This window comes from Marinobacter nauticus (assembly GCF_003634635.1).
GTDB classification, from domain to species: domain Bacteria; phylum Pseudomonadota; class Gammaproteobacteria; order Pseudomonadales; family Oleiphilaceae; genus Marinobacter; species Marinobacter nauticus.
In genome coordinates, this window is sequence record NZ_RBJB01000004.1 from 382,471 (window position 1) to 401,173 (window position 18,703).

15 protein-coding genes are annotated in these 18,703 nt (G+C 60.1%); 9 read left to right on the top strand and 6 right to left on the bottom strand.

Annotated features, from left to right (window positions below):
* Positions 1-45: 45 nt before the first annotated feature.
* Genes C7436_RS13160 through pdxH form a run of 3 tightly spaced genes read right to left on the bottom strand, consistent with a single transcriptional unit; the run spans position 46 to position 2,009 of the window.
* On the bottom strand, positions 46-630 hold the full coding sequence (locus tag C7436_RS13160) for a DNA-3-methyladenine glycosylase I (RefSeq protein WP_011783733.1): 585 nt from the start codon (positions 628-630) through the stop codon (positions 46-48).
* A gap of 10 nt (positions 631-640) precedes the next feature.
* Positions 641-1,405 (bottom strand): 4'-phosphopantetheinyl transferase family protein, encoded by a 765-nt coding sequence (locus C7436_RS13165; RefSeq protein WP_121208093.1) that lies wholly within the window; start codon positions 1,403-1,405, stop codon positions 641-643.
* Positions 1,374-2,009, bottom strand: a complete 636-nt coding sequence (pdxH, locus tag C7436_RS13170; protein ID WP_011783735.1) for a pyridoxamine 5'-phosphate oxidase — start codon at positions 2,007-2,009, stop codon at positions 1,374-1,376. Before pdxH ends, C7436_RS13165 begins: the two co-directional genes overlap by 32 nt.
* Positions 2,010-2,187: 178 nt before the next feature.
* Here pdxH and C7436_RS13175 point away from each other — a divergent pair, with 178 nt between their 5' ends.
* From C7436_RS13175 to C7436_RS13205, 7 genes are all read left to right on the top strand, one after another.
* Entirely contained in the window at positions 2,188-5,040 is a 2,853-nt protein-coding gene (locus tag C7436_RS13175) for a DUF748 domain-containing protein (protein ID WP_121208094.1), read from the top strand.
* Positions 5,041-5,066: 26 nt separating this feature from the next.
* Positions 5,067-5,672: a 5'-deoxynucleotidase gene (yfbR, locus tag C7436_RS13180; RefSeq protein WP_011783737.1), complete on the top strand. Its 606-nt coding sequence runs from the start codon at positions 5,067-5,069 to the stop codon at positions 5,670-5,672.
* A gap of 129 nt (positions 5,673-5,801) precedes the next feature.
* Positions 5,802-6,617: an SDR family NAD(P)-dependent oxidoreductase gene (locus C7436_RS13185; RefSeq protein ID WP_121208095.1), complete on the top strand. Its 816-nt coding sequence runs from the start codon at positions 5,802-5,804 to the stop codon at positions 6,615-6,617.
* 91 nt (positions 6,618-6,708) lie between these two features.
* Positions 6,709-7,815: a GGDEF domain-containing protein gene (locus C7436_RS13190; RefSeq protein WP_121208096.1), complete on the top strand. Its 1,107-nt coding sequence runs from the start codon at positions 6,709-6,711 to the stop codon at positions 7,813-7,815.
* A gap of 53 nt (positions 7,816-7,868) precedes the next feature.
* Entirely contained in the window at positions 7,869-8,645 is a 777-nt protein-coding gene (locus C7436_RS13195; protein ID WP_121208097.1) for a class II glutamine amidotransferase, read from the top strand.
* A gap of 119 nt (positions 8,646-8,764) precedes the next feature.
* Positions 8,765-9,835, top strand: a complete 1,071-nt coding sequence (locus C7436_RS13200) for a DUF2156 domain-containing protein (RefSeq protein WP_121208098.1) — start codon at positions 8,765-8,767, stop codon at positions 9,833-9,835.
* On the top strand, positions 9,832-12,579 hold the full coding sequence (locus tag C7436_RS13205) for a LuxR C-terminal-related transcriptional regulator (RefSeq protein WP_121208099.1): 2,748 nt from the start codon (positions 9,832-9,834) through the stop codon (positions 12,577-12,579). The genes C7436_RS13200 and C7436_RS13205 overlap by 4 nt, the downstream gene beginning before the upstream one ends.
* Before the next feature lie 13 nt (positions 12,580-12,592).
* Here C7436_RS13205 and C7436_RS13210 read toward each other — a convergent pair whose 3' ends face one another.
* Entirely contained in the window at positions 12,593-13,486 is an 894-nt protein-coding gene (locus tag C7436_RS13210) for a metal-dependent hydrolase (protein WP_121208100.1), read from the bottom strand.
* Positions 13,487-13,705: 219 nt separating this feature from the next.
* Here C7436_RS13210 and C7436_RS13215 point away from each other — a divergent pair, with 219 nt between their 5' ends.
* Positions 13,706-14,812, top strand: a complete 1,107-nt coding sequence (locus C7436_RS13215) for a helix-turn-helix domain-containing protein (protein WP_121208101.1) — start codon at positions 13,706-13,708, stop codon at positions 14,810-14,812.
* Positions 14,813-14,919: 107 nt separating this feature from the next.
* Positions 14,920-15,327: an NINE protein gene (locus C7436_RS13220; protein ID WP_011783746.1), complete on the top strand. Its 408-nt coding sequence runs from the start codon at positions 14,920-14,922 to the stop codon at positions 15,325-15,327.
* Here the strand turns inward: C7436_RS13220 and C7436_RS13225 are convergent, their stop codons facing one another.
* Positions 15,328-16,695 (bottom strand): WS/DGAT/MGAT family O-acyltransferase, encoded by a 1,368-nt coding sequence (locus C7436_RS13225; RefSeq protein WP_121208102.1) that lies wholly within the window; start codon positions 16,693-16,695, stop codon positions 15,328-15,330.
* A gap of 101 nt (positions 16,696-16,796) precedes the next feature.
* The gene (locus C7436_RS13230) at positions 16,797-18,674 is read right to left on the bottom strand and encodes an MFS transporter (RefSeq protein ID WP_023011991.1); all 1,878 of its coding nucleotides are present in this window, start codon (positions 18,672-18,674) and stop codon (positions 16,797-16,799) included.
* Positions 18,675-18,703: the final 29 nt, after the last annotated feature.

Sequence of the window (18,703 nt, forward strand, 5' to 3'; positions counted from 1 at the left end):
GAAATGATGTGTCAGGGGAACTTACGATCAACCGGCCCGGTAAGATCATTGTGCCAGTTGCCGGCACTCCGTGTGGGCATGGCAGGACACCAGATGATCATTGACCATGCCGGTGGCCTGCATGAAGGCGTAGACGATGGTGGGGCCCACAAAATTAAAGCCTGCTTTCTTCAGGGCCTTGGACATGGCTTCAGATTCCGGCGTGGTGACGGGGACCTCGGCCAGTGTCTGCCACCGGTTCTGGATGGGCCGGCCGTTGACGAATTGCCAGAGAAACTCCGAGAACGAGATGCCCTGATCCCGCAGAGCGAGGAACCCCCGGGCATTGCGGATGATGGAATGGACTTTCAGGCGATTCCGGATAATGCCCGGGTCTGCCAGCAGGCGGGCGATATCGTCCTCATCAAAGCGGACAATCTGCTCCGGGTCAAAGCCGGCGTAGGCCTGCCGGTAGCTTTCCTGCTTGCGAAGGATGGTAATCCAGCTCAAACCGGCTTGCTGTCCGTCCAGGCAGAGCTTTTCGAACAGCGCCTGATCGTCATATTCCGGGCGCCCCCAGACGGTGTCGTGGTAGTGCACGTACAGTGGGTCGGTGCCGCACCAGGGGCAGCGGCCGGTCGTCTGGGGCATGGTGGCCTCGCTAGGGTCGGGCTCTGATCAGCCGGTGAAACAGAGGCTCCCAGGAAACGTCGAGGCTGGAAGCCGGCCCCAGATTGTAGTCATCCGGTGGTGGTTCCAGCAAGGTGATCTCCGGCCAGGGGCTGGTGTTATCCGGGTTGCCATCGCAGGGATAAACCAGGGTGACCAGAAAGCCCTCGGCATAAAGGCAACTGGCCTGCCAGTGTCGGTCCGGCTGGTCCCCGTACAGCTCGAAATTCTTGCGCACTTCCAGAGTCTGCAGGTTGCCAGCGATGCCCCGCCCGGTTGCCTTGAGCCAGGCTTCCTTCAGGGTCCAGGTCTTGAGGAAGCTGAACGGATCGTCCGCCTTCAGCAGCCATTCCTGCTCAACGGGAGTGAACCAGCGTGTCGTCACTCTGGCCCAGTCTGGCCGGCGCTGGCTCGGTTCAAGATCAATCCCCAGGGCGCTCCGGCCGGTGGCGCAGGCGGTCAGTCCCTGGCTGTGGCTCAGGGACAGGCGCCAGCCCTGCGGGCTGGCGGAGGCAAGGGGCCGTCCCGGTACAGGGTAACAGCTTACCGGAGCCTCACCACTGGCGCGGGCCAGGGCCTGGCGAATCAGCCAGCGGCTGGTCAGGTATTCCTGGCGCCTGGGCCCTTCAAGACGCGCCAGGGTATCGCCTTCATCGGCGGTCATCCAGGCCGGAGCCTGAGACGGATTCCGGTTAATCTGGTGGCATAGCCAGATTGCCGGCCGGTCAGGGTTGCAGTCGTTGGATTGTCCAGCCATCGCCCTCTCTCACGTACTCAAATCGATCGTGAAGCCGGCTCGGCCTTCCCTGCCAGAATTCGATTCGCTCCGGAACCACCCGGTACCCGCCCCAGAAACTGGGAAGCGGAATTTCTCCGGAACTGAATTTTCGTTTCATCTCTGCGACTTTTTGCTCCAGCAGGCCTCGCGAAGTAATTACCTGGCTCTGCTCTGAAACCCAGGCGCCAATCTGGCTGCCCCGGGGCCGGGACGAAAAGTAGCGCAGGGATTCCGCCTTGCTGACCTTTTCGACCGCACCCTGAATACGCACCTGCCGGTTCAGGCCGATCCACGGGAACAGCAGTGCCGCCCGGGGATTCTCCTGCAGCTCCTGAGCCTTGCGGCTGCCGTAGTTGGTGTAGAACACAAAACCCTGGCTGTCGAAATACTTCAGTAGCACGGTTCTGAGATCGGGCATGCCGTCGGCACCGGTGGTGGCCAGTGACATGGCATTGGGCTCCAGAATGCCCGCCGTTCTGGCATCCTCGAACCAGGTCTGGAACTGCTGTACCGGATCCTCGTTCAGGTGTTCCCGATCCAGCCCTTCGCTTTCGAAATCCCGACGCATATCGCCGATATCCATACTGCTCGTCTCCGTTGATCAACACAGGGAGTCATACGTCAGCGGAGCATATCGGGTTCGGTGGTCGCTGTCAGGTTTCGTGTGCGGTCTGGTGAATTCGCTGACAAACACCGTACACGGGCGCTATGCTTGCACCATGGCCGGCTGCGGTGCCGTGGGCAAATAAAGGGAGAGACTTGTGGCAGAGAAAGAGGCAGAGAATAACCAGGTAGCAAGCCAGCGGGTAGTGAGTCGCCGGAAGAGCCATCTGGTCAGGAACCTGCTGATCGCATTGGGCGTGTTGTTGGGTCTGTATGCCCTGGCCGGCTTCCTGGTTCTGCCCTGGTGGCTGGAGCGGTCGTTGCCGGAACAGATGGACCAGCGCATGGGCTGGCAGGCTGAGGTGGAGAACGTGCGGTTCAATCCGTTTGCCTTCAGCCTGGAAGCAGACGCCTTTTCTGCAAAGGATACGACTGGGGAGCCGGTGACGTCGTTTGATCACCTGCGGGTGAATCTCAGTTTCCTCAGTTTGCTCCGCGGTATCATCGGGTTTGAGGAAATCCGTCTGGTGGAGCCGGACGTTCGCCTGGATTTGCTGCAGGACCATGACATCAATTTTGCCCGGGACTGGCGCAGTGCCAATCCCGAGAAAGAGGACACGACCTGGCCTGAAACCGCTCAGTCGAGTAATCCGCCCAGGTTGTATTTCCAGCAGGTGACCATCGATGGTGGTGAGCTGCTGTTCCGTGACTTCTCCCAGGGTGGCGACCCTGCCGAGTTTCGGGTTGCGCCGCTGGATCTTACCCTGAACGATCTGGCCACCTGGCCCCGGGATGGCAGCGACAGTCAGTATTCCGTGATGGCTGCTCTGGGTGAGCAGGTGATTGAATGGGAGGGGGATCTGAGCGTTACCCCGCTGTACTCTGCAGGCCGGCTCCGGCTTTCAGGGCTTCGTCACGATACCCTCGCCCACTTCCTGGCGCCCTATCTGCCGTGGCAGCTGCGCGATGGTACCGTGACCCTGGAATCCCGTTATGAACTGGCCGGTGGCGATCACTTTGAACTGATCACCTCCGATGGCAACCTCACTATCAAGCAACTGGCACTGGCGCTCTCGCCCTCCGATGAGCAGCCAGCCCTGGCTACGGAAGCCGTTGCCATTCAGGGCATTGGCTTCGATCTGACGGCCCGGGAGGCAACCGTTGGCATGGTGTCGATCCAGCAACCGTCGCTGGCCGCCACCCGCAATGCCGAGGGGGAGGTGGATTGGCAGTCGTCTCTGGCAACGGCCGGAACCGATCAATCCGAAACCTCGGAGCCGGCGTCTGATTCGGGCGAGCCATTCCGCTGGTCGGTCCAGGGTGTCGAGTTGTCCGGCGGTCAGGTTCGCTGGCGGGATCAGGTGCCGGAAACAGACGCCGAGATTGCCGTCAATAATCTGGCCATTACCATGGGTGGTCTCTCCCACCGCCTGGATGAACCGGTTTCCTACGATATTTCTGCAGAACTCGGCTCCGGTGGCCGGGTGACCGCCATGGGCCAGCTGACTCCAGCGCCGTTTACCTTTGAGGGCGCCTTGTCCGGCAGCGACATCCTGTTGCCCGTTATCCAGCCCTATGTTGCTGATGCCGCAAACCTGGAGCTGGTGGATGGGCGCCTGGGTTTCGATGGCAATCTGGACCTGGATGGCCAGGATGAACCCCTGACCGGCACCTTCAGTGGCACCGCTGAAATTGCCGGGTTGGCCACGCGGCTACCGGGCAATGGCGGGGAGCTGGTGTCCTGGGAGTTGCTGCGCCTGGCCCCGGTGGAGTTCAACCTTAATCCCGCCCGGCTGGAAATCGGCACCGTGACCCTGAACAGCCCGGCGGTTAACGTCATCCGTGCCGCCGACGGCCTGCACAATCTGCAGCAGATTATTCAGAATGGCGGGGCCTCCGAGGCAGAAGCCAGTGCAACGGAGCAGTCGGAAGGCTCGGAGCCAGGCTTTATTTTCCGCATTGGCGAACTGGTCGTGGAGCAAGGTTCCATGGCCTACACCGACCGCACGCTGGAGCCGCCCTTCAGTACCGCGTTCCAGGAACTCACGGGATCGGTGACCGGCATCAGCAATGTCCCTCCGCAACAGGGTCGGGTGGCGATCAGCGGCCAGCTGGCCGGGGTGGCACCGGTTCGTTTTGACGGAACCCTGGGCGCTCTGGGCACCGAAGAGCCCAGCAACCTGAGACTCACCATGAAAGACATGGCGTTGCCGGTACTGTCGCCCTATTTCGGTCGCTATCTGGGGTATTCGGTGGACAGCGGCAAACTGGAACTGGCGCTGGATTACCAGATAACCGGTACCCGGCTTGAGGCTTCCAACGAAGTGATCCTGGACCGGATGCAACTGGGCTCTGCGGTGGCCAGCGCACAGGCCATTAACGCCCCGGTCAAGCTGGGTCTGGCTCTGCTCACAGATCGTGACGGTGTTATCGAGGTGAATTTGCCCATTCAGGGCGACATGTCAGACCCCGAATTCAGCGTTGGCCAGATTGTCATGCGGGCGTTCGTGAACCTGTTGGTGAAAGCGGCCGCCTCACCGTTCAGTATGCTGGGCTCGCTGGCGGAAATGGCAGGCTTCAGCAGCGAAGAGCTGGGCCAGGTCAGCTTTGTTCCCGGTAGTGTGCAACTGGCGGATAACGAGGCCGAGAAACTGTCCGCGCTGGCCCAGGCGCTAAGGGAGCGCCCTGAGCTTCTGCTCAACATCCGTGGTGCTGTTGCCCCTGAGGCCGATGCCCTGGCATTGCTGAAGGCGCAGATGCAGGCCCGCGGTGAGGCCGTTACCGGCGAAGCCTGGGAGCAGGCGCAGCAGGCCTGGCGCGATGGTGAGCGCAGCCTGCCGCCGGAAGCGCTTGGAAGTCTGGCCTCGGAGCGAGGGGTAACGGTTCGTCAGGTGCTGACGGCGACGCATGAGGTGTCGGACAGCCAGTTGTTCCTGCTGGATCCGGCTCGCGATGCACCGGTAGATGAACAGGGCAACGTGATGGTCCGGTTTACCCTGGACGTTCGTTGAATCGGAATACACGGAGTTCCGCAGCCATGACCGACAGCCCGGGCCGAAAGGCCAGCCATTTCTTTGCCTATGTGTCGCGCCTGCGCTGGATCAAACGCTGGGGCCTGATGCGCAATGCTATTGATGAAAACGTGGCCACCCATTCCTGGGAGGTGGCTACCGTTGCCCACGCCCTGGCGCTTATTCGCAACCGGCATTTTGCCGGAACGGTGAATGCAGACCGTGTCGCTGCAGCGGCTCTCTATCATGATGCCACCGAAGTGATCACCGGGGATATGCCCACCCCGGTGAAATACCATTCCCGGGTGATGCGGGAGGCGTTCGGCGACATCGAACACAAGGCCGAAGCTGAATTGCTGGCGCTGTTGCCGGAAGACCTGCGGGAGGATTTTTCGCCCTATGTGCGGGAATCCCGACTGGGGCCGGAAGAAAAGGAACTGATCAAGGCGGCGGACCGTCTCTCGGCCTGGCTGAAATGTCGTGCCGAACTGCGTGCCGGCAATCCGGAGTTCGGCCCCGCGGAGCAGCAGATCCGGGCACGCCTGGAAGCGGACGGCCTGCCGGAAGTGCAGTACTTCCTGGAGGTGTTTGCACCCGGGTATGACCAGCCCCTGGATAACCTGCTGGGTTGATTGGAGGACTGGCTCTGGTGCCGGGCTCGCCAGGAGTCCAGTGCCATAGGTTTGCCTCTGGTGGCTCTCTAAAGTGGCGAATAACGAAAGCGCTGCTTTACTGAAAGACCACAACAAGAGGTTCCCGCCATGAAAGATCTGAACAACAAGGTGGCTGTCGTCACCGGTGCTGGCTCTGGTATCGGCCGATCCCTGGCCAAATCCCTCGCGGCCCGGGGCTGTCGGCTGGCTCTTTCCGATGTTAACGAGGCGGGGCTGGCGGAAACCGCAGCCAGCCTGGGCGGCGCCGAGGTAAAAACCTACCGCCTGGATGTCTCCGACCGGGACGCTATCTACGCCCACGCCGCGCAGGTCCGCAAGGAATTTGGTCAGGTTAACCTGATTATCAACAACGCCGGTGTGGCCCTCTCTGCCACGGTGCGGGAAATGACCGACGCCGATTTCAAGTGGGTGATGGACATTGATTTCTGGGGCGTTGCCCACGGTACCCGGGCGTTTCTGCCGTACCTGATTGAATCCGGCGATGGTCATGTGGTGAACATCTCCAGTGTGTTTGGCCTGATCGGAGTGCCCAAGCAAAGCGCCTACAATGCTGCCAAGTTTGCGGTGCGTGGGTTTACCGAGTCCCTGCGCCAGGAAATGAAACTGGAGAATCAGCCGGTTCAGGTCAGCTGTGTGCACCCTGGTGGCATCCGCACCAACATTGCCAATGCCGCGCGCATGGGCAAATCCGAAAACGCCGAGGCCCAGCGCAAGGGCTTCGACAAGCTGGCCATGACCACTCCGGACAAGGCGGCTGGAATTATTGTCAAAGGCATCCTCAAAAACGAATCCCGTATTCTGGTGGGGCCGGATGCCTGGGGCATTGACGCCATCAATCGGTTGCTGGGCTCGGCCTATCAACCGTTGGTGGAGCGGTTCTCCCGCAAGAACCTGTATATCTGAGGGCTCGCGGTAACCTGATCTCCGTTGGCTGGTTGTTTTACAGCCAGCGGAGACCGACTATACTCTCTGGTTGATCCAGGGAAGAGTCAGCATGAATACGTCAAAGCATCCGGATCTGGGGACGGCATTGGAACAAAGCCGCTCAGGACTCCGGGATAACCACCGTCGCTCGCTTACCAGGCTGTTGTTTCTGGTGACTGGCTCTGCGCTGGTCGTTTTTTCCTGTCTGCAATTTTTCAACCGTTATCCATGGGTGGCGCTGGTCGAGCTGTTGGCCAGTGGGCTGCTGTTCTACGGCGTTTTTTGTCTGAAAACCACGGCTCACCTGCAACAGTGGATCTACGCCTATCTGGTGTCGCTGTTTTCGTTTTTCATCGTCATCTTGCTGTTGCCAGAGGCCTCCATTGCGGCTTTTGTCTGGGTTCTGATGATGCCGGTTCTGGCCTACCTTCTGCTCGGCAAGCACGAGGGCATGATCCTGAGTGTGCCCTTTATGCTGGTGGGCGGGGTGGTTTACTACTTCTTCCTCGGTGAGGTGGGTTCTGCCCACCGGATGATCGATCTGCTCAACATGGTTCTGTGCGGTGCCCTGATGCAGGTGTTCATGCACATGTACGAGGTGCGTCGGGAAGAGGCTGAGCAACGGTTGTTCGACATGGCACAGACCGATGCCCTGACCGGCCTGGCCAATCGCTCCAATTTCCAGTCAACACTGGCCCGCACTATTGCCGAGTGTGAGCGCAGCGGAACCGATTTTGCTCTGGTGATTATGGACATCGACCACTTCAAACTGGTCAACGATACCCTCGGCCACGATGCCGGTGACTACGTATTGAGGAGCATCGGGCAGTGCCTGACCGAGCGTCTGCGCACGACCGACTTTGTTGGCCGGCTGGGCGGCGAGGAATTTGGTCTGATTCTGAGGGATGCAAAGCCTGGGGATGCCTTTGAACTGATGGACGAGTTGCGGGAGCGCATTGCCCGGCGGGAGCTGAAATACGGCGAAGCGGGTATCCGCGTGACCGCCTCCTTTGGTATTGCCCAGTGGCCGGAGCATGGCAGGGAGGCGGAAACGCTGTTCTGTGTGGCAGATCGCTGTCTCTACAGCGGCAAGCGGGCAGGCCGGAACCGTGTGGCGCCCGCCGGTGCCGGACAGCCTCCGAAATCCGTCGGTTCGATGGCTGGAGGTCTCGGTTGATTCGGGTATCCTAGCGAATACACCCGGAAGCAAGGCCGAGGATACCGCCAACCATGTGTGAACTGCTGGCCATGAGCGCCAACACCCCGACCGATCTCTGTTTCAGCTTTACCGGTCTGACCCGTCGTGGCGGTGACACTGGCCCACACAAGGATGGCTGGGGCGTCGCTTTCTACGAAGGTAAAGGGGTACGCTGTTTTCACGATGCCGACGCCAGTGCCTCCTCACGCATTGCCGAAGTGGTGCAAACCCACCCCATCAAGAGTGAAGTGGCCATCTGCCACATTCGTCAGGCCAATGTGGGTGATATCTGCCTGGCCAACACCCACCCGTTTATCCGCGAGCTCTGGGGCCGCTACTGGGTCTTCGCCCATAATGGTCAGCTTTCGGAGTTTTCCGCGGCGCCCGGCTTCTACGAGGCCGTTGGCAGCACCGACAGCGAAGCCCTGTTCTGCGATATCCTGAACCACCTGCGCAGTCATAGCGATCGAGACACTGCCACCGAGCAGGTGGTGGAACGGCTGGTTCAGCTGTCCCGGAACTACGCCCGCCAGGGGGTATTCAACCTGCTGCTAAGCAACGGCGACTGGCTGTTTACATTTTGCACCACCAAGATGGCCAGTATTACCCGGCGGGCGCCGTTCGGCCCCGCCCGCCTCAAGGATGCCGACGTTACCGTGGATTTTGAATCGGAAACCACACCCAACGACATTGTCAGCGTCATCGTGACCGAACCCCTCACCAGCGACGAAACCTGGGATATTTACAAGCCGGGTGAATGGCGTTTGTGGCGACGGGGCGTTGTGGTGATGCAGGGCTCGGAATTGTGACCCAGTTCCGGTGGGGCGCCAGGCACTCAACCCTTTGACCGATGGCCGGCCGAGGCACGGCCTTTAGCATTTGTTCTGAACACAGGAAAGCGGTATCAGAACAACAAAGGGAATGACCCATGCCTGCCTCTCATCTGTCTGCGGCGGTGGCCCCGGCTGCCGATGACCGGAATATCAACTCGAGTGTGCCGGACCCCGGGCGTTGCCATGAACGCACCGCCGAGCACCTGATCCGTCTGCACGGGAGCCAGTCCAGCAGCTATTTTGCCTTGCAGCCGGATTGCCGGCACTTTCTCAGCCCCGGTCTCGGGCTGGTACCGTATGTTCCGGTAAAGGTGTTGGGGCAGCGGGTAAACGTGGTGCCCACAAGACCCCTGGCGGGAGCACAGAGTATGGGCCGGCTACTGCAGGCGTTCGAGCAGAGTGTGCCCGGCCCCTCACTGTATGTCGGCGTCGATCAGTCGCTCTTGGGGCCGTTGGGCGAGCTTGGTTACGATGCCACGGTGATGGGCACGGAGTTCTCGGTTGATCTGACGAGGTTCTCGCTTCGTGGCAAGGCGATGAAGCAGCTGCGCCATGCCCGCAATCTGGACAGGCGGTGTCGAATCGAGGTGCGGGAGCAATGTGGAGATGAGATGAACTGGCACAAGGTGGCGGGTATCTCGGAGCGCTGGCGCCTGGGCAAGGCGGTCAAGGAACGGGAATTGGGTTTGCTCACGCGGCCACCGGTGTTTGCAGATGAATGGGGAGTGCGCAAGTTCTACGCCTATGTGGAGGGCGAGCTGGCCGGATACGTGTTCTTTGATCCTTGGTACCGTCACCATGAACTGGCGGGCTATTGCGCCAATATTCTGCGGGCGTCGCCGGAAATGAACCGGCTCGGCGTACTCGACCACATTATTCTGCAGGCGGCCAGTCAGTTTCGTGAGGAAGGCGTGCCTGAGCTGTCGCTGGGCATTGCGCCCCTGCACGGCGTCCGCCACTGCCCGGGTGACCGGCCGGGCCTGCGCCGCCTTCAGAATATCCTGTATCGCTATGGGAATCGCCTTTACGCCTTCCAACCTCTGGCGTACCACAAATCACGCTACCGTGGCCGGGAAACTCCCTGGTTTGTCTGTGCCCGGGAACTGGGCAGTACCCGACTGGTTGCCACGCTGATGAAGGGCACGGGTCTGCTCGCACTGCCATGACACGGATTTCTGAACAGGCCTCCCAGTTTGGAGTGCCGGGGCTGGTTGATAACACCGGCACTGACTATGCTGAAGCTCATTTGCCAACGGTAGTGAGCTCCATGGTTGCCGAAACCAAATTAACCCGTCCCGGGCTGCCTTCAGGCTTGTTGCTTGAGCCCTCACGGTTGCAGGCCCTTGATTGTATTGAACAGGTGCCGTTTGTACTGGTGTCGGCACCGGCCGGTTTCGGCAAAACCACATTGGTCAGTCAGTGGCTGGAACAGGAAAAACCGGTGCATGCCTGGTTGACGCTGGACCATAGGGATAACGCGCCGGCCCTGTTCTGGAATGCCGTGGCCAGCGCCCTGGCGCGGGTGAACCCACGATTTGCCATTCGCGAGAGCACCTTGTTAGCCGCGCTGGAACCGGGTGCCGCTGTTGACCCGGTGACCATGCTGATCAACCGCCTGGCGGATTATTCCCGAACCTGGCAGGCACCCAGCCGCCTGGTTCTGGTGCTGGATGATTTTCACCTGCTTGACCAGCAAGTACTACTGGAGCAGATCCGGCGCTTTATCGACTTTGCTCCGGGTTTTTTGCGCATTGTCTGTATCTCGAGGCTGGATCCCCCTATTCGCACCGCGCAGTTACTGGCTCGGCAACAAATGGTTCGGCTGGGGCCGGAGGTGCTCCGTTTTGATCTGGCGTTGACGCGAAAATTCGTCCAGGCCCGCCGGGCTGATCTCTCCGAAGAACAGATGTTGCAGTTGCATCAGCGCACCGGCGGCTGGCCAGCGGCGTTGCAGCTCTCGGCGTTGTCGGAAAACCCGTTAAGCCATGTACCCGGGCCTGGTCAGAGAGCCCTGAGTGACTATCTGCTGGAGGAAGTGTTCGCTGGCCTTGAGCCCGGGCTACAGCAATTTCTCCAGGATATGAGCCTGCTCCCTCTTTTCTCACATGAGGTTGCTGATGAAGCCCGGAATGGTAGCGATGCAGCGGACTGGATCGCAGTCATGCGCGAACGCAATCTGCTGTTCCAGAGTTACGGAGAGGGTCACTACTGGTATCGCCTGCATGATCTGCTGATCGACTGGCTTCAGGCGCAGGATCGGGAGCCTGAAGGGGAAAGCTCCATACGAATCAGGGCGGCCGAGGCATTCCGCCAGCGGGGCCTGATTGTGGAGGCCCTTGAGCTTTTTCTGGCCGAAGGCTGCTATGACCAGGCGGAAGCCCTGGTACCGTTGCTGTTGCAGGCGGAGGACCTGAGCGGCTACCGGTCACTGCCTTCGCGCTTCCCGGACAGTGTTCGGATGTGTTCTCCCGCGCTGCTTCTGCTGCAGGCGCTGTTTGCCTTCATGGATGGTCAGTACGGAGCAGTGCTTGAGCATCTGGCCGCGGCCGACCGGCTTCTGCAGTCGACAGACCCATCACCGGACACCGAGGCTCTGCAGTTTGTCTCCATGTTGTTGGGCTGGCCCTCGGCACGGTTTGCCGGCCACCGTGCAGAGGCCGAGCAGTCCCTGACTCAGATACAGGCCCGGTTGGCCAGCGCTCCAGCCGGCCTGCAACACTGGGGGCTGTATACCCTCGGTACTGAAGCCTTTATGGAGGCACGATTGGGGCCGGCGCGCACCTTGTTGACCGATGCGCTGGCAGGGGCCCTGAAGAGTGGCGATAACCCCTGTGCCCTGCGCTGTCTGGTCATGCTGGTTCCGGTTCTGGTGCAGGGCGGTCGCATTGGCGATGCCCGCCGCTGCTATGAACAGACCCGGTTGAAGCTTGTCAACGGGCCCGTGAGTAAGGAGCAGGTTTGCCTTCTGGCCTATCTGGAGGGCTTGTTGGCGCTGGAGCATCATGATCTTGCATACGCCGCAAAACGGCTGGGCGAGGCCGGTCTGATTGCCGACCAGCATCTGACGCCGCTGGATCAGCTTTACCTGGCGTTTGAGCGGTTTCGCCTGGGCATGGTTTTGCGAGACTCCGAACTCTGGCAGCAGGAACTCAGCCGGATTGAGCAGTTGCACCAGGTTATGGGCCAGTTGCGCTGGCACCATAACATTCCGCGCCCGGAGGTACTGGAGGCGTTGGCGCGATTGACGGAGGGTAACGCCTTCCCTTTGATTCTATGGGCCCAGAGCGATCCGGAACCGGTTGTAGGTAATCGCTTTTGTACCCTGAACGAAACCTTGTTGAAACTGATCGGTCAGTTGCTGGCGGCGTCGCCGGTGGCCCGGGAACTGGCAGCCCTGCGAACTGAGGCGGAAGAGGCGGGGTTGCTTCAGCTGATGTGTCGTCTTGATCTGGTCAGTCTGATGGTTCAGGCCTTCGGGGATCAGGATCCTGAGGGAGCGGTGAAAAAGCTCGATGCACTGTTGGCGCTCTGGGTGCCCCGTGGTCTGGTGCGCCCCTTTGTGGATGCGGATCCCCGGCTGGATAGTCTGCTCGACGCCTGTATTACCCGCGGCTGGTCGGAAGTGGAAGCCAGCCGGATACTGGCTCTCCGGCAGGCCCGGATGGAGCCGGAAGCCGAAACCTGCGCCCGCACCCCGGAAGTCGCTGGTCCTGATGAACCGTTAAGTGATCGGGAACAGGGGGTGTTGGATCTGCTGGCAGAGGGACTCAGTAACAAGGCCATCAGCAAACAGCTCGGCATCTCAGTGGCGACGGTAAAGTCACATTTGAGCAATATCTACGGCAAGCTTCAGGCCGAGAACCGGATGCAAGCGGTTGCTCGCGCCCGGGAACTCGGCCTGATGTCATAGAGCGGGTGCACGATTACTGCAGCGTGCGCCGATTGCCGTTCTTGTACTGGGGCGCGATGTAGTCCTGGATCTGTTCCTTGAAACGACCGATCAGCTCACTGTTGTCCTTGCCCCAGGGATGGAAGCCGGGCTTGAAGTACTCCAGCCAGGTCGGGATCAGACTGGAGAAGGCGCCGTTTTTGCCCCACATGCGCCACATACCTTTGGCGGCGTCCTTAACGGAGAAATGGCTGCGGTCCTTCAGGGCCATGCGGCCGGTATACCAGGTGCCGACAATACCCAGGGCTACGGTACTGAAGACCTGGTAAAACGCCCGCTCGGTGTAGGTACCGCCAGCCTGGAGGAAAACGTCATAAGCAACGGCCTTATGCTCGGTTTCCTCAATGGCGTGCCACACCCACAGCGGGCGCATGGATTCGTGCATGTCTTCGCGTATATCGTCACGCTCCAGCAGCATGTCGGCCATCATGGCTGTGATGTGCTCCAGGGCGCAGGTAATGGCCAGCTGGTGGCGTTTGGGCAGCTTCCGTGCCACGTCCAGAATCACTTTCAGATCCCGCTCCATCTCTTCTACCGGCATGCCCTGGTCGCGGACATGCTGGTTCATGGCGATGTGCTCGAGCGAGTGCATGGCTTCCTGGCCGATGAAACCGCGCACGTCCTCTTTCAGCTTCTTGTCCTGGATCTGGTCTCGAAACGCCCGGACCGAGTCCACAAAAAACTGCTCACCCTCGGGAAACAATACAGACAGGGCGTTCATGGTATGACTGATCAGATAGTTGTTATCCACCCAGTATCTGGGGACCTGTTCGCCAAACTCGAAACCCATGCGCTGGGGTTTGATGGAGACATTGTCCGGGGTATGGGAGGCCTTGCCCGGTTTGTTCGTTTGTGTGGTGGTCAGCATGGTTCTACTCCTTTGCGACGGAACGCTTTGGCTGATGTCATGAAGCCAGTGTGGCGGAGTCAATCCGGATACTGAATGCGCGAAGGGGACGGGCATCGTCCACAATGGGACAGGGGATTGGCCCGGGCGACAGCGGAGTCGGGGCAGCGGGCCCCACTGTGGCGGCAATCCGGTTCTGATAGAGTCAGAAACACGATAAATATCAATCAGGGACACACTATGGCAGGTACCGGTGCAGACAACGAGCGGCAAATGTTGGGGTTGTTCCTGGTGCCCGGGGTGTACCTGCGGGTACTGGCTGAAACCGTTCGTCAACTGGGTTACAACGACCGCCAGCTTTATCAGGGCCTGGATTTCACACATGAGGACCTGAAAGCCAACGACAGTCGGGTTTTCGTCACTGACGCCACTCTGATGGCGCAGCGCGCGCTCGAGGTGGCGGGCAAAGATGGCCTGAGCTTTATACTGGCGAGAGAGTTGCGGCTGACCATCCATGGCACCCTGGGCTTCGCCGCGCTCACCAGCCCGACCTTTGAGGGTGCGTTGGACTCTGTCCGTCGTTATCTTCAGCTGCGGGCGCCCTTTCTGAGCATGAAACAGTCCATAGCCGGTGACAAGGTGCTGGTTCAGCTGTGCGCGGAGTTTGCGTTGCCGCCTATCTCCGAGTTTCTGGCCGAGACGGTCAGCGCCACGTTGATTCTGCTCACTGAACAACTACTCGACCGGAGCGATGCCGAGGCCCGGGGTTTTGCCCTGGAAGAGGGTAAATTACCGGGCGTGTCGGTACACCTGCGGGGCCCTGAGCCAGCCTATTACCGGCGGTTTGCCGCCCAGTTGCCGGTCCGTTTCGAGTTTGGCCAGCCCGAGGAAATGCTGATTTTCCCCCGCAAGCTGCTGGACGTGCGCATGCGTCTGGCGGATGCTGAAGCCTCCCGGATGGCCCGGGACCAGTGTGAATTCGAGTTGCAGAGGGCGCTCAAGGAGCAGGGCGACATCGTGCTGGCGATTCGCAATATGCTGCGGATGACCCCAGGCCCCTTGCCCTCCCTGGAGGCCATGGCCGAGCGCTTCTGCGTGTCTTCCCGCACCCTGAAGCGGCGGTTGGCGGACCGGGACACCAGTTATCGGGAGATTGTCGAGGCCGTGCTGAAAGATCGGGCCATCCAGTTGCTGCGCTACACCAATCAGTCAGTCAGTGAGATTGCCTATGAACTGGGCTATGCCGATCTGTCCAATTTCAGCCGTGCTTTCCGCAAGTGGACGGGTAAATCCGCCAGTGAGTTTCGCGAGGACGGGCCGGACCCGGCACCGGATCTGGGCCCCTGAGAGTCGTTTGTGATTCCAGCGTTCGCCCCCATATTGTACTGGTCAGGCGCTCGTTGTGCGTCTGTGGTGACACACCAAATCCAACTGTGAACAGGAAGAACGCCGCAATGATCGAAAGACCCGACACCCACAGCAAGCTGATCGGCTACCTGCTCTGGATTTTCGGATTCCTGGGTTCGCACCGTTTCTATTATGGCAAGCCGGTGACCGGCACCATCTGGTTCTTTACTCTGGGGCTGCTATTCATAGGCTGGATTATTGACCTGTTCCTGATTCCGGCCATGGACAAGGAAGCTGATTACCGGTTCCAGGATGGCCAGATCAGCTACAACATCAGCTGGATACTGCTGACCTTCCTGGGGGTCTTCGGGGTGCACCGGATGTATATGGGCAAATGGCTCACCGGCATCCTGTACCTGCTCACCGGCGGCCTGTTTTTCATCGGTGTGCTGTACGATTTCTGGACCCTGAACAGCCAGATTTCCGAGCGTAACCGGGCCGATCAGCTGGCCTGATTACAGACCGGCGTTGAGCTCCAGCTCTGCCAGACCCTGTTCCAGGTAGTCCAGCATCCGTTGCAGGCTGGGCAGGGTCCGGCGACAGCCAATCAGGCCGAACTCCACCTGGTCGTTATAGCTGGTCAGTGTCATGTTCAGGGCCAGTCTGTCCATATCGATAGACACCGGATACATGCCTTCCAGTTTCGCCCCGTTCCAGTACAGGGGCCTGGATGGCCCGGGGACATTGGAAATCACCACATTGAAGGTCTGCCACTTGGGCGCCAGCCCGGTCAGCAGGTGGAAGGCGGCCGGCGCCAGGGTCAGGGCCGTGTAGTTGACGATTTCCTCCGGGCTCATATGCCGGTAGCGCTGCTTGGCCTCTTCCATGCCATGGTGGATTTTTAACAGTCGTTCGTCGGCCTCCTGCACATCGGTGTGAAGGCTCGCCAGGATGACGCCTACCTGGTTGCCCCCGGAGCTGTCGTCCCGGCGTAGTGACACCGGCACAAAGGCCACCAGTGGTTTCTCCGGCAAGGCATCCTGATTCATCAGATAGGTACGTAGAGCCGCTGCGCACATGGCAGTTACGACATCGTTGACCGTGGTGCCATAGGCCTCGCACACGGCGCGAATCCGTTTCAGGCACCAGGACTGGGCGGCGAAACGACGGGAACCGGTGATTTTCTGGTTCAGCATGCAGCGCGGGGCATGGAAAATGGAGTCGTAGGCCGGATCCTTCCGGGCCTGATTGATGGTTTTCAGTAGCTCCTTTGCCACAGTGGGAATGGTGCCGAGCTGGCGGCCCGAAAGCCCCAGCAAATGGGTGACACTGCGCCAGAGGGAGTGTCCGTCCGACTCACCCCTATCCCGTGACAGGCAAGGCAGATCCCAGATTGGCGGCATGCCGTGTTCGTCCGGGTTTTCACTCAGCATCCGGGTGGCCATGCGCATGGCCGAGACACCGTCCACCAGGGAATGGTGAACCTTGGTGTAGAGCGCAAACTGCCGGTCTTTCAGGCCCTCGATCAGGTGCACCTCCCACATGGGGCGCTCCCGGTCCATCAGGTGCGAATGCTCCGCCGATACGAACGACAGCAGCTCCCGAATACGCCCGGGTGTGGGCAGCGCCTCGAAGCGGAAATGATGCTCAAGGTCCAGGTGCTCATCCTCCACCCATACCGGCTGGCCCAGGCGATAGCTCAGGCGCTGGTTAAAGGGGGCGGTCACCTCCGTCTTCTGCCGAAGCTGGTCTGCCAGCTGCGCGACATAGTCGTCCGGCGCGCCTTCGGGGAAGGAAAACAGCTGGAGGCCGCCCACATGCATGGGCTGCTGGCGTTTTTCCAGCCAGAGAAAGAGCTGGTCAGTGGGATTCAGGGGCGTCACGGGGCAATCCTTGTTCTTGGTTTATGCCCCGATACTACCCCACTCCGAGCGGGTAAAAATTGGCTTTGGTAACAGCACCACCAAAAAGCCCGGCGAAAAAGCTATTGCGCGTCTCCACGCAGCGCTTTGACCTTTTGTTCCAGACGCTCGGCACTGGCCTCGTGGGGCGAGACCGGGAGACCAGCCAGCAGGTGAATCCGGGACCAGAACCGCCGTGGCCAATGGCTGAAGGCCGGCCCGCCACAATGGCTGAAAAAGCTGCCCCAGAGGCCGCGCAGTGCCATTGGCACCACCGGTACCGGTCGCCGGGCCAGAATCATGTCGACACCGGGCTTGAAGGTATCGACTTCGCCGTCTTTGGTGAGTTTGCCTTCCGGGAAAATACACACCACATGGCCGGCTGCGAGTTCTTCATCAATGCGGTCGAAAGCGGCTTCGTAAATCTCCGGCACCTTCGATTTCGGACCAATGGGGATAGCCTTGGCCAGGCGGAAGAAACCGCCCATGACCGGTGTCGCGAAAATGTTGTGATCCATCACGAATCGGACGGGTCGCCGCACCGCGCCGGCGATCACCAGGGCATCCATGTAGGAGACGTGGTTGCACACCAGCAGCACGGGGCCCTGCTCGGGTATACGGTCCAGGTTGTGGTGCGTGACCCGATAAATCGTGTGGGACAGGACCCAGATGACAAAGCGCAGGGCAAAGTCCGGTACCTGCTGGTACACGTAGGCCGCCACCATCAGGTTCATGATCGACAGCACCAGGAAGAACTCGGGAATGGTGAGTCCGAACAGGCCGAGCATGAGCATGCCCAGCAGCGCGCTGACCACCATAAACAGGGCGTTGAAAATATTCAGGGCGGCGATCACGCGGGCCCGGGTGGCCGGTGGTGTTTCCTGCTGGACATAAGCATACAGCGGCACGATAAACAGGCCGCCAAAGATACCAATGGCCAACAGGTCAATGGCCACCTGGCGATAATGGGGATCGGTTATGATCAGCCACCAGTCTGAGGGAATTGGCTGCTCCGGCATATTGAAGAACAGATCGATGCCGAAGAAACTCAGGCCAATGGAGCCGATGGGTACGATCCCCAGTTCAATCTTGTGGCCGGACAGCCGCTCGCAGGCAATGGAGCCGGCGGCGATGCCGATGGTGAAAATCGCCAGCAGTAAGGTGACGACCGTTTCGTCACCCATCAGGTGAGTCTTGGCGAAGTTCGGAAACTGGGTCAGATAGGCGGCACCCAGAAACCAGAACCAGGATATCGCCATGATGCTCAGGAATACATTGTGATTGTCCCGGGCAATGGCCATCAGTTTCCAGGTTTCCTGCAGCGGCCGGAAACGAATACGCAGATCCGGCGCTGCCGCCTCGGCCCTGGGAATCCGCCAGGCAGCCACCAGGCCAATCACCGCGAGCACCGCAACGGCGATGGCAATCACGGGGCCGGGAGCCGCAGCTTTCATCATCACGCCGGCCATCAGGGTACCCACCAGGATGGCCACAAACGTGCCCATCTCTACCAGCGCGTTACCACCCACCAGCTCGGATTCTTTCAGGGCCTGGGGCAGGATCGCGTACTTCACCGGCCCGAAAAACGCGGATTGTACGCCGGTGAGAAACAGCAGAAGGAACAACACCTCGTACCAGCCAAACCAGAGACCGACCGCGGCAATGCCCATGATCACCACCTCGGCGAATTTGATCCAGCGGATAACCGTGGATTTCTCGTACCGGTCCGCCACCTGGCCGGCGATGGCGGAGAACAGGAAAAACGGCAGGATAAACAGCATCGCGGCGAGATTGACCACCACATCCGACGACAGGCCAAACAGGCCCCCGGCGCTGTAGGTCACCAGCAGCAACAAGGCATTCTTGAACAGGTTGTCGTTGAAGGCACCGGCAAACTGGGTGACAAAGAATGGCAGGAACCGTCGCTCGGATAGCAGGCGAAACTGACTGTGATCTTCCATAACCTGAGGCTCTCCCTATGGGGTTCGCC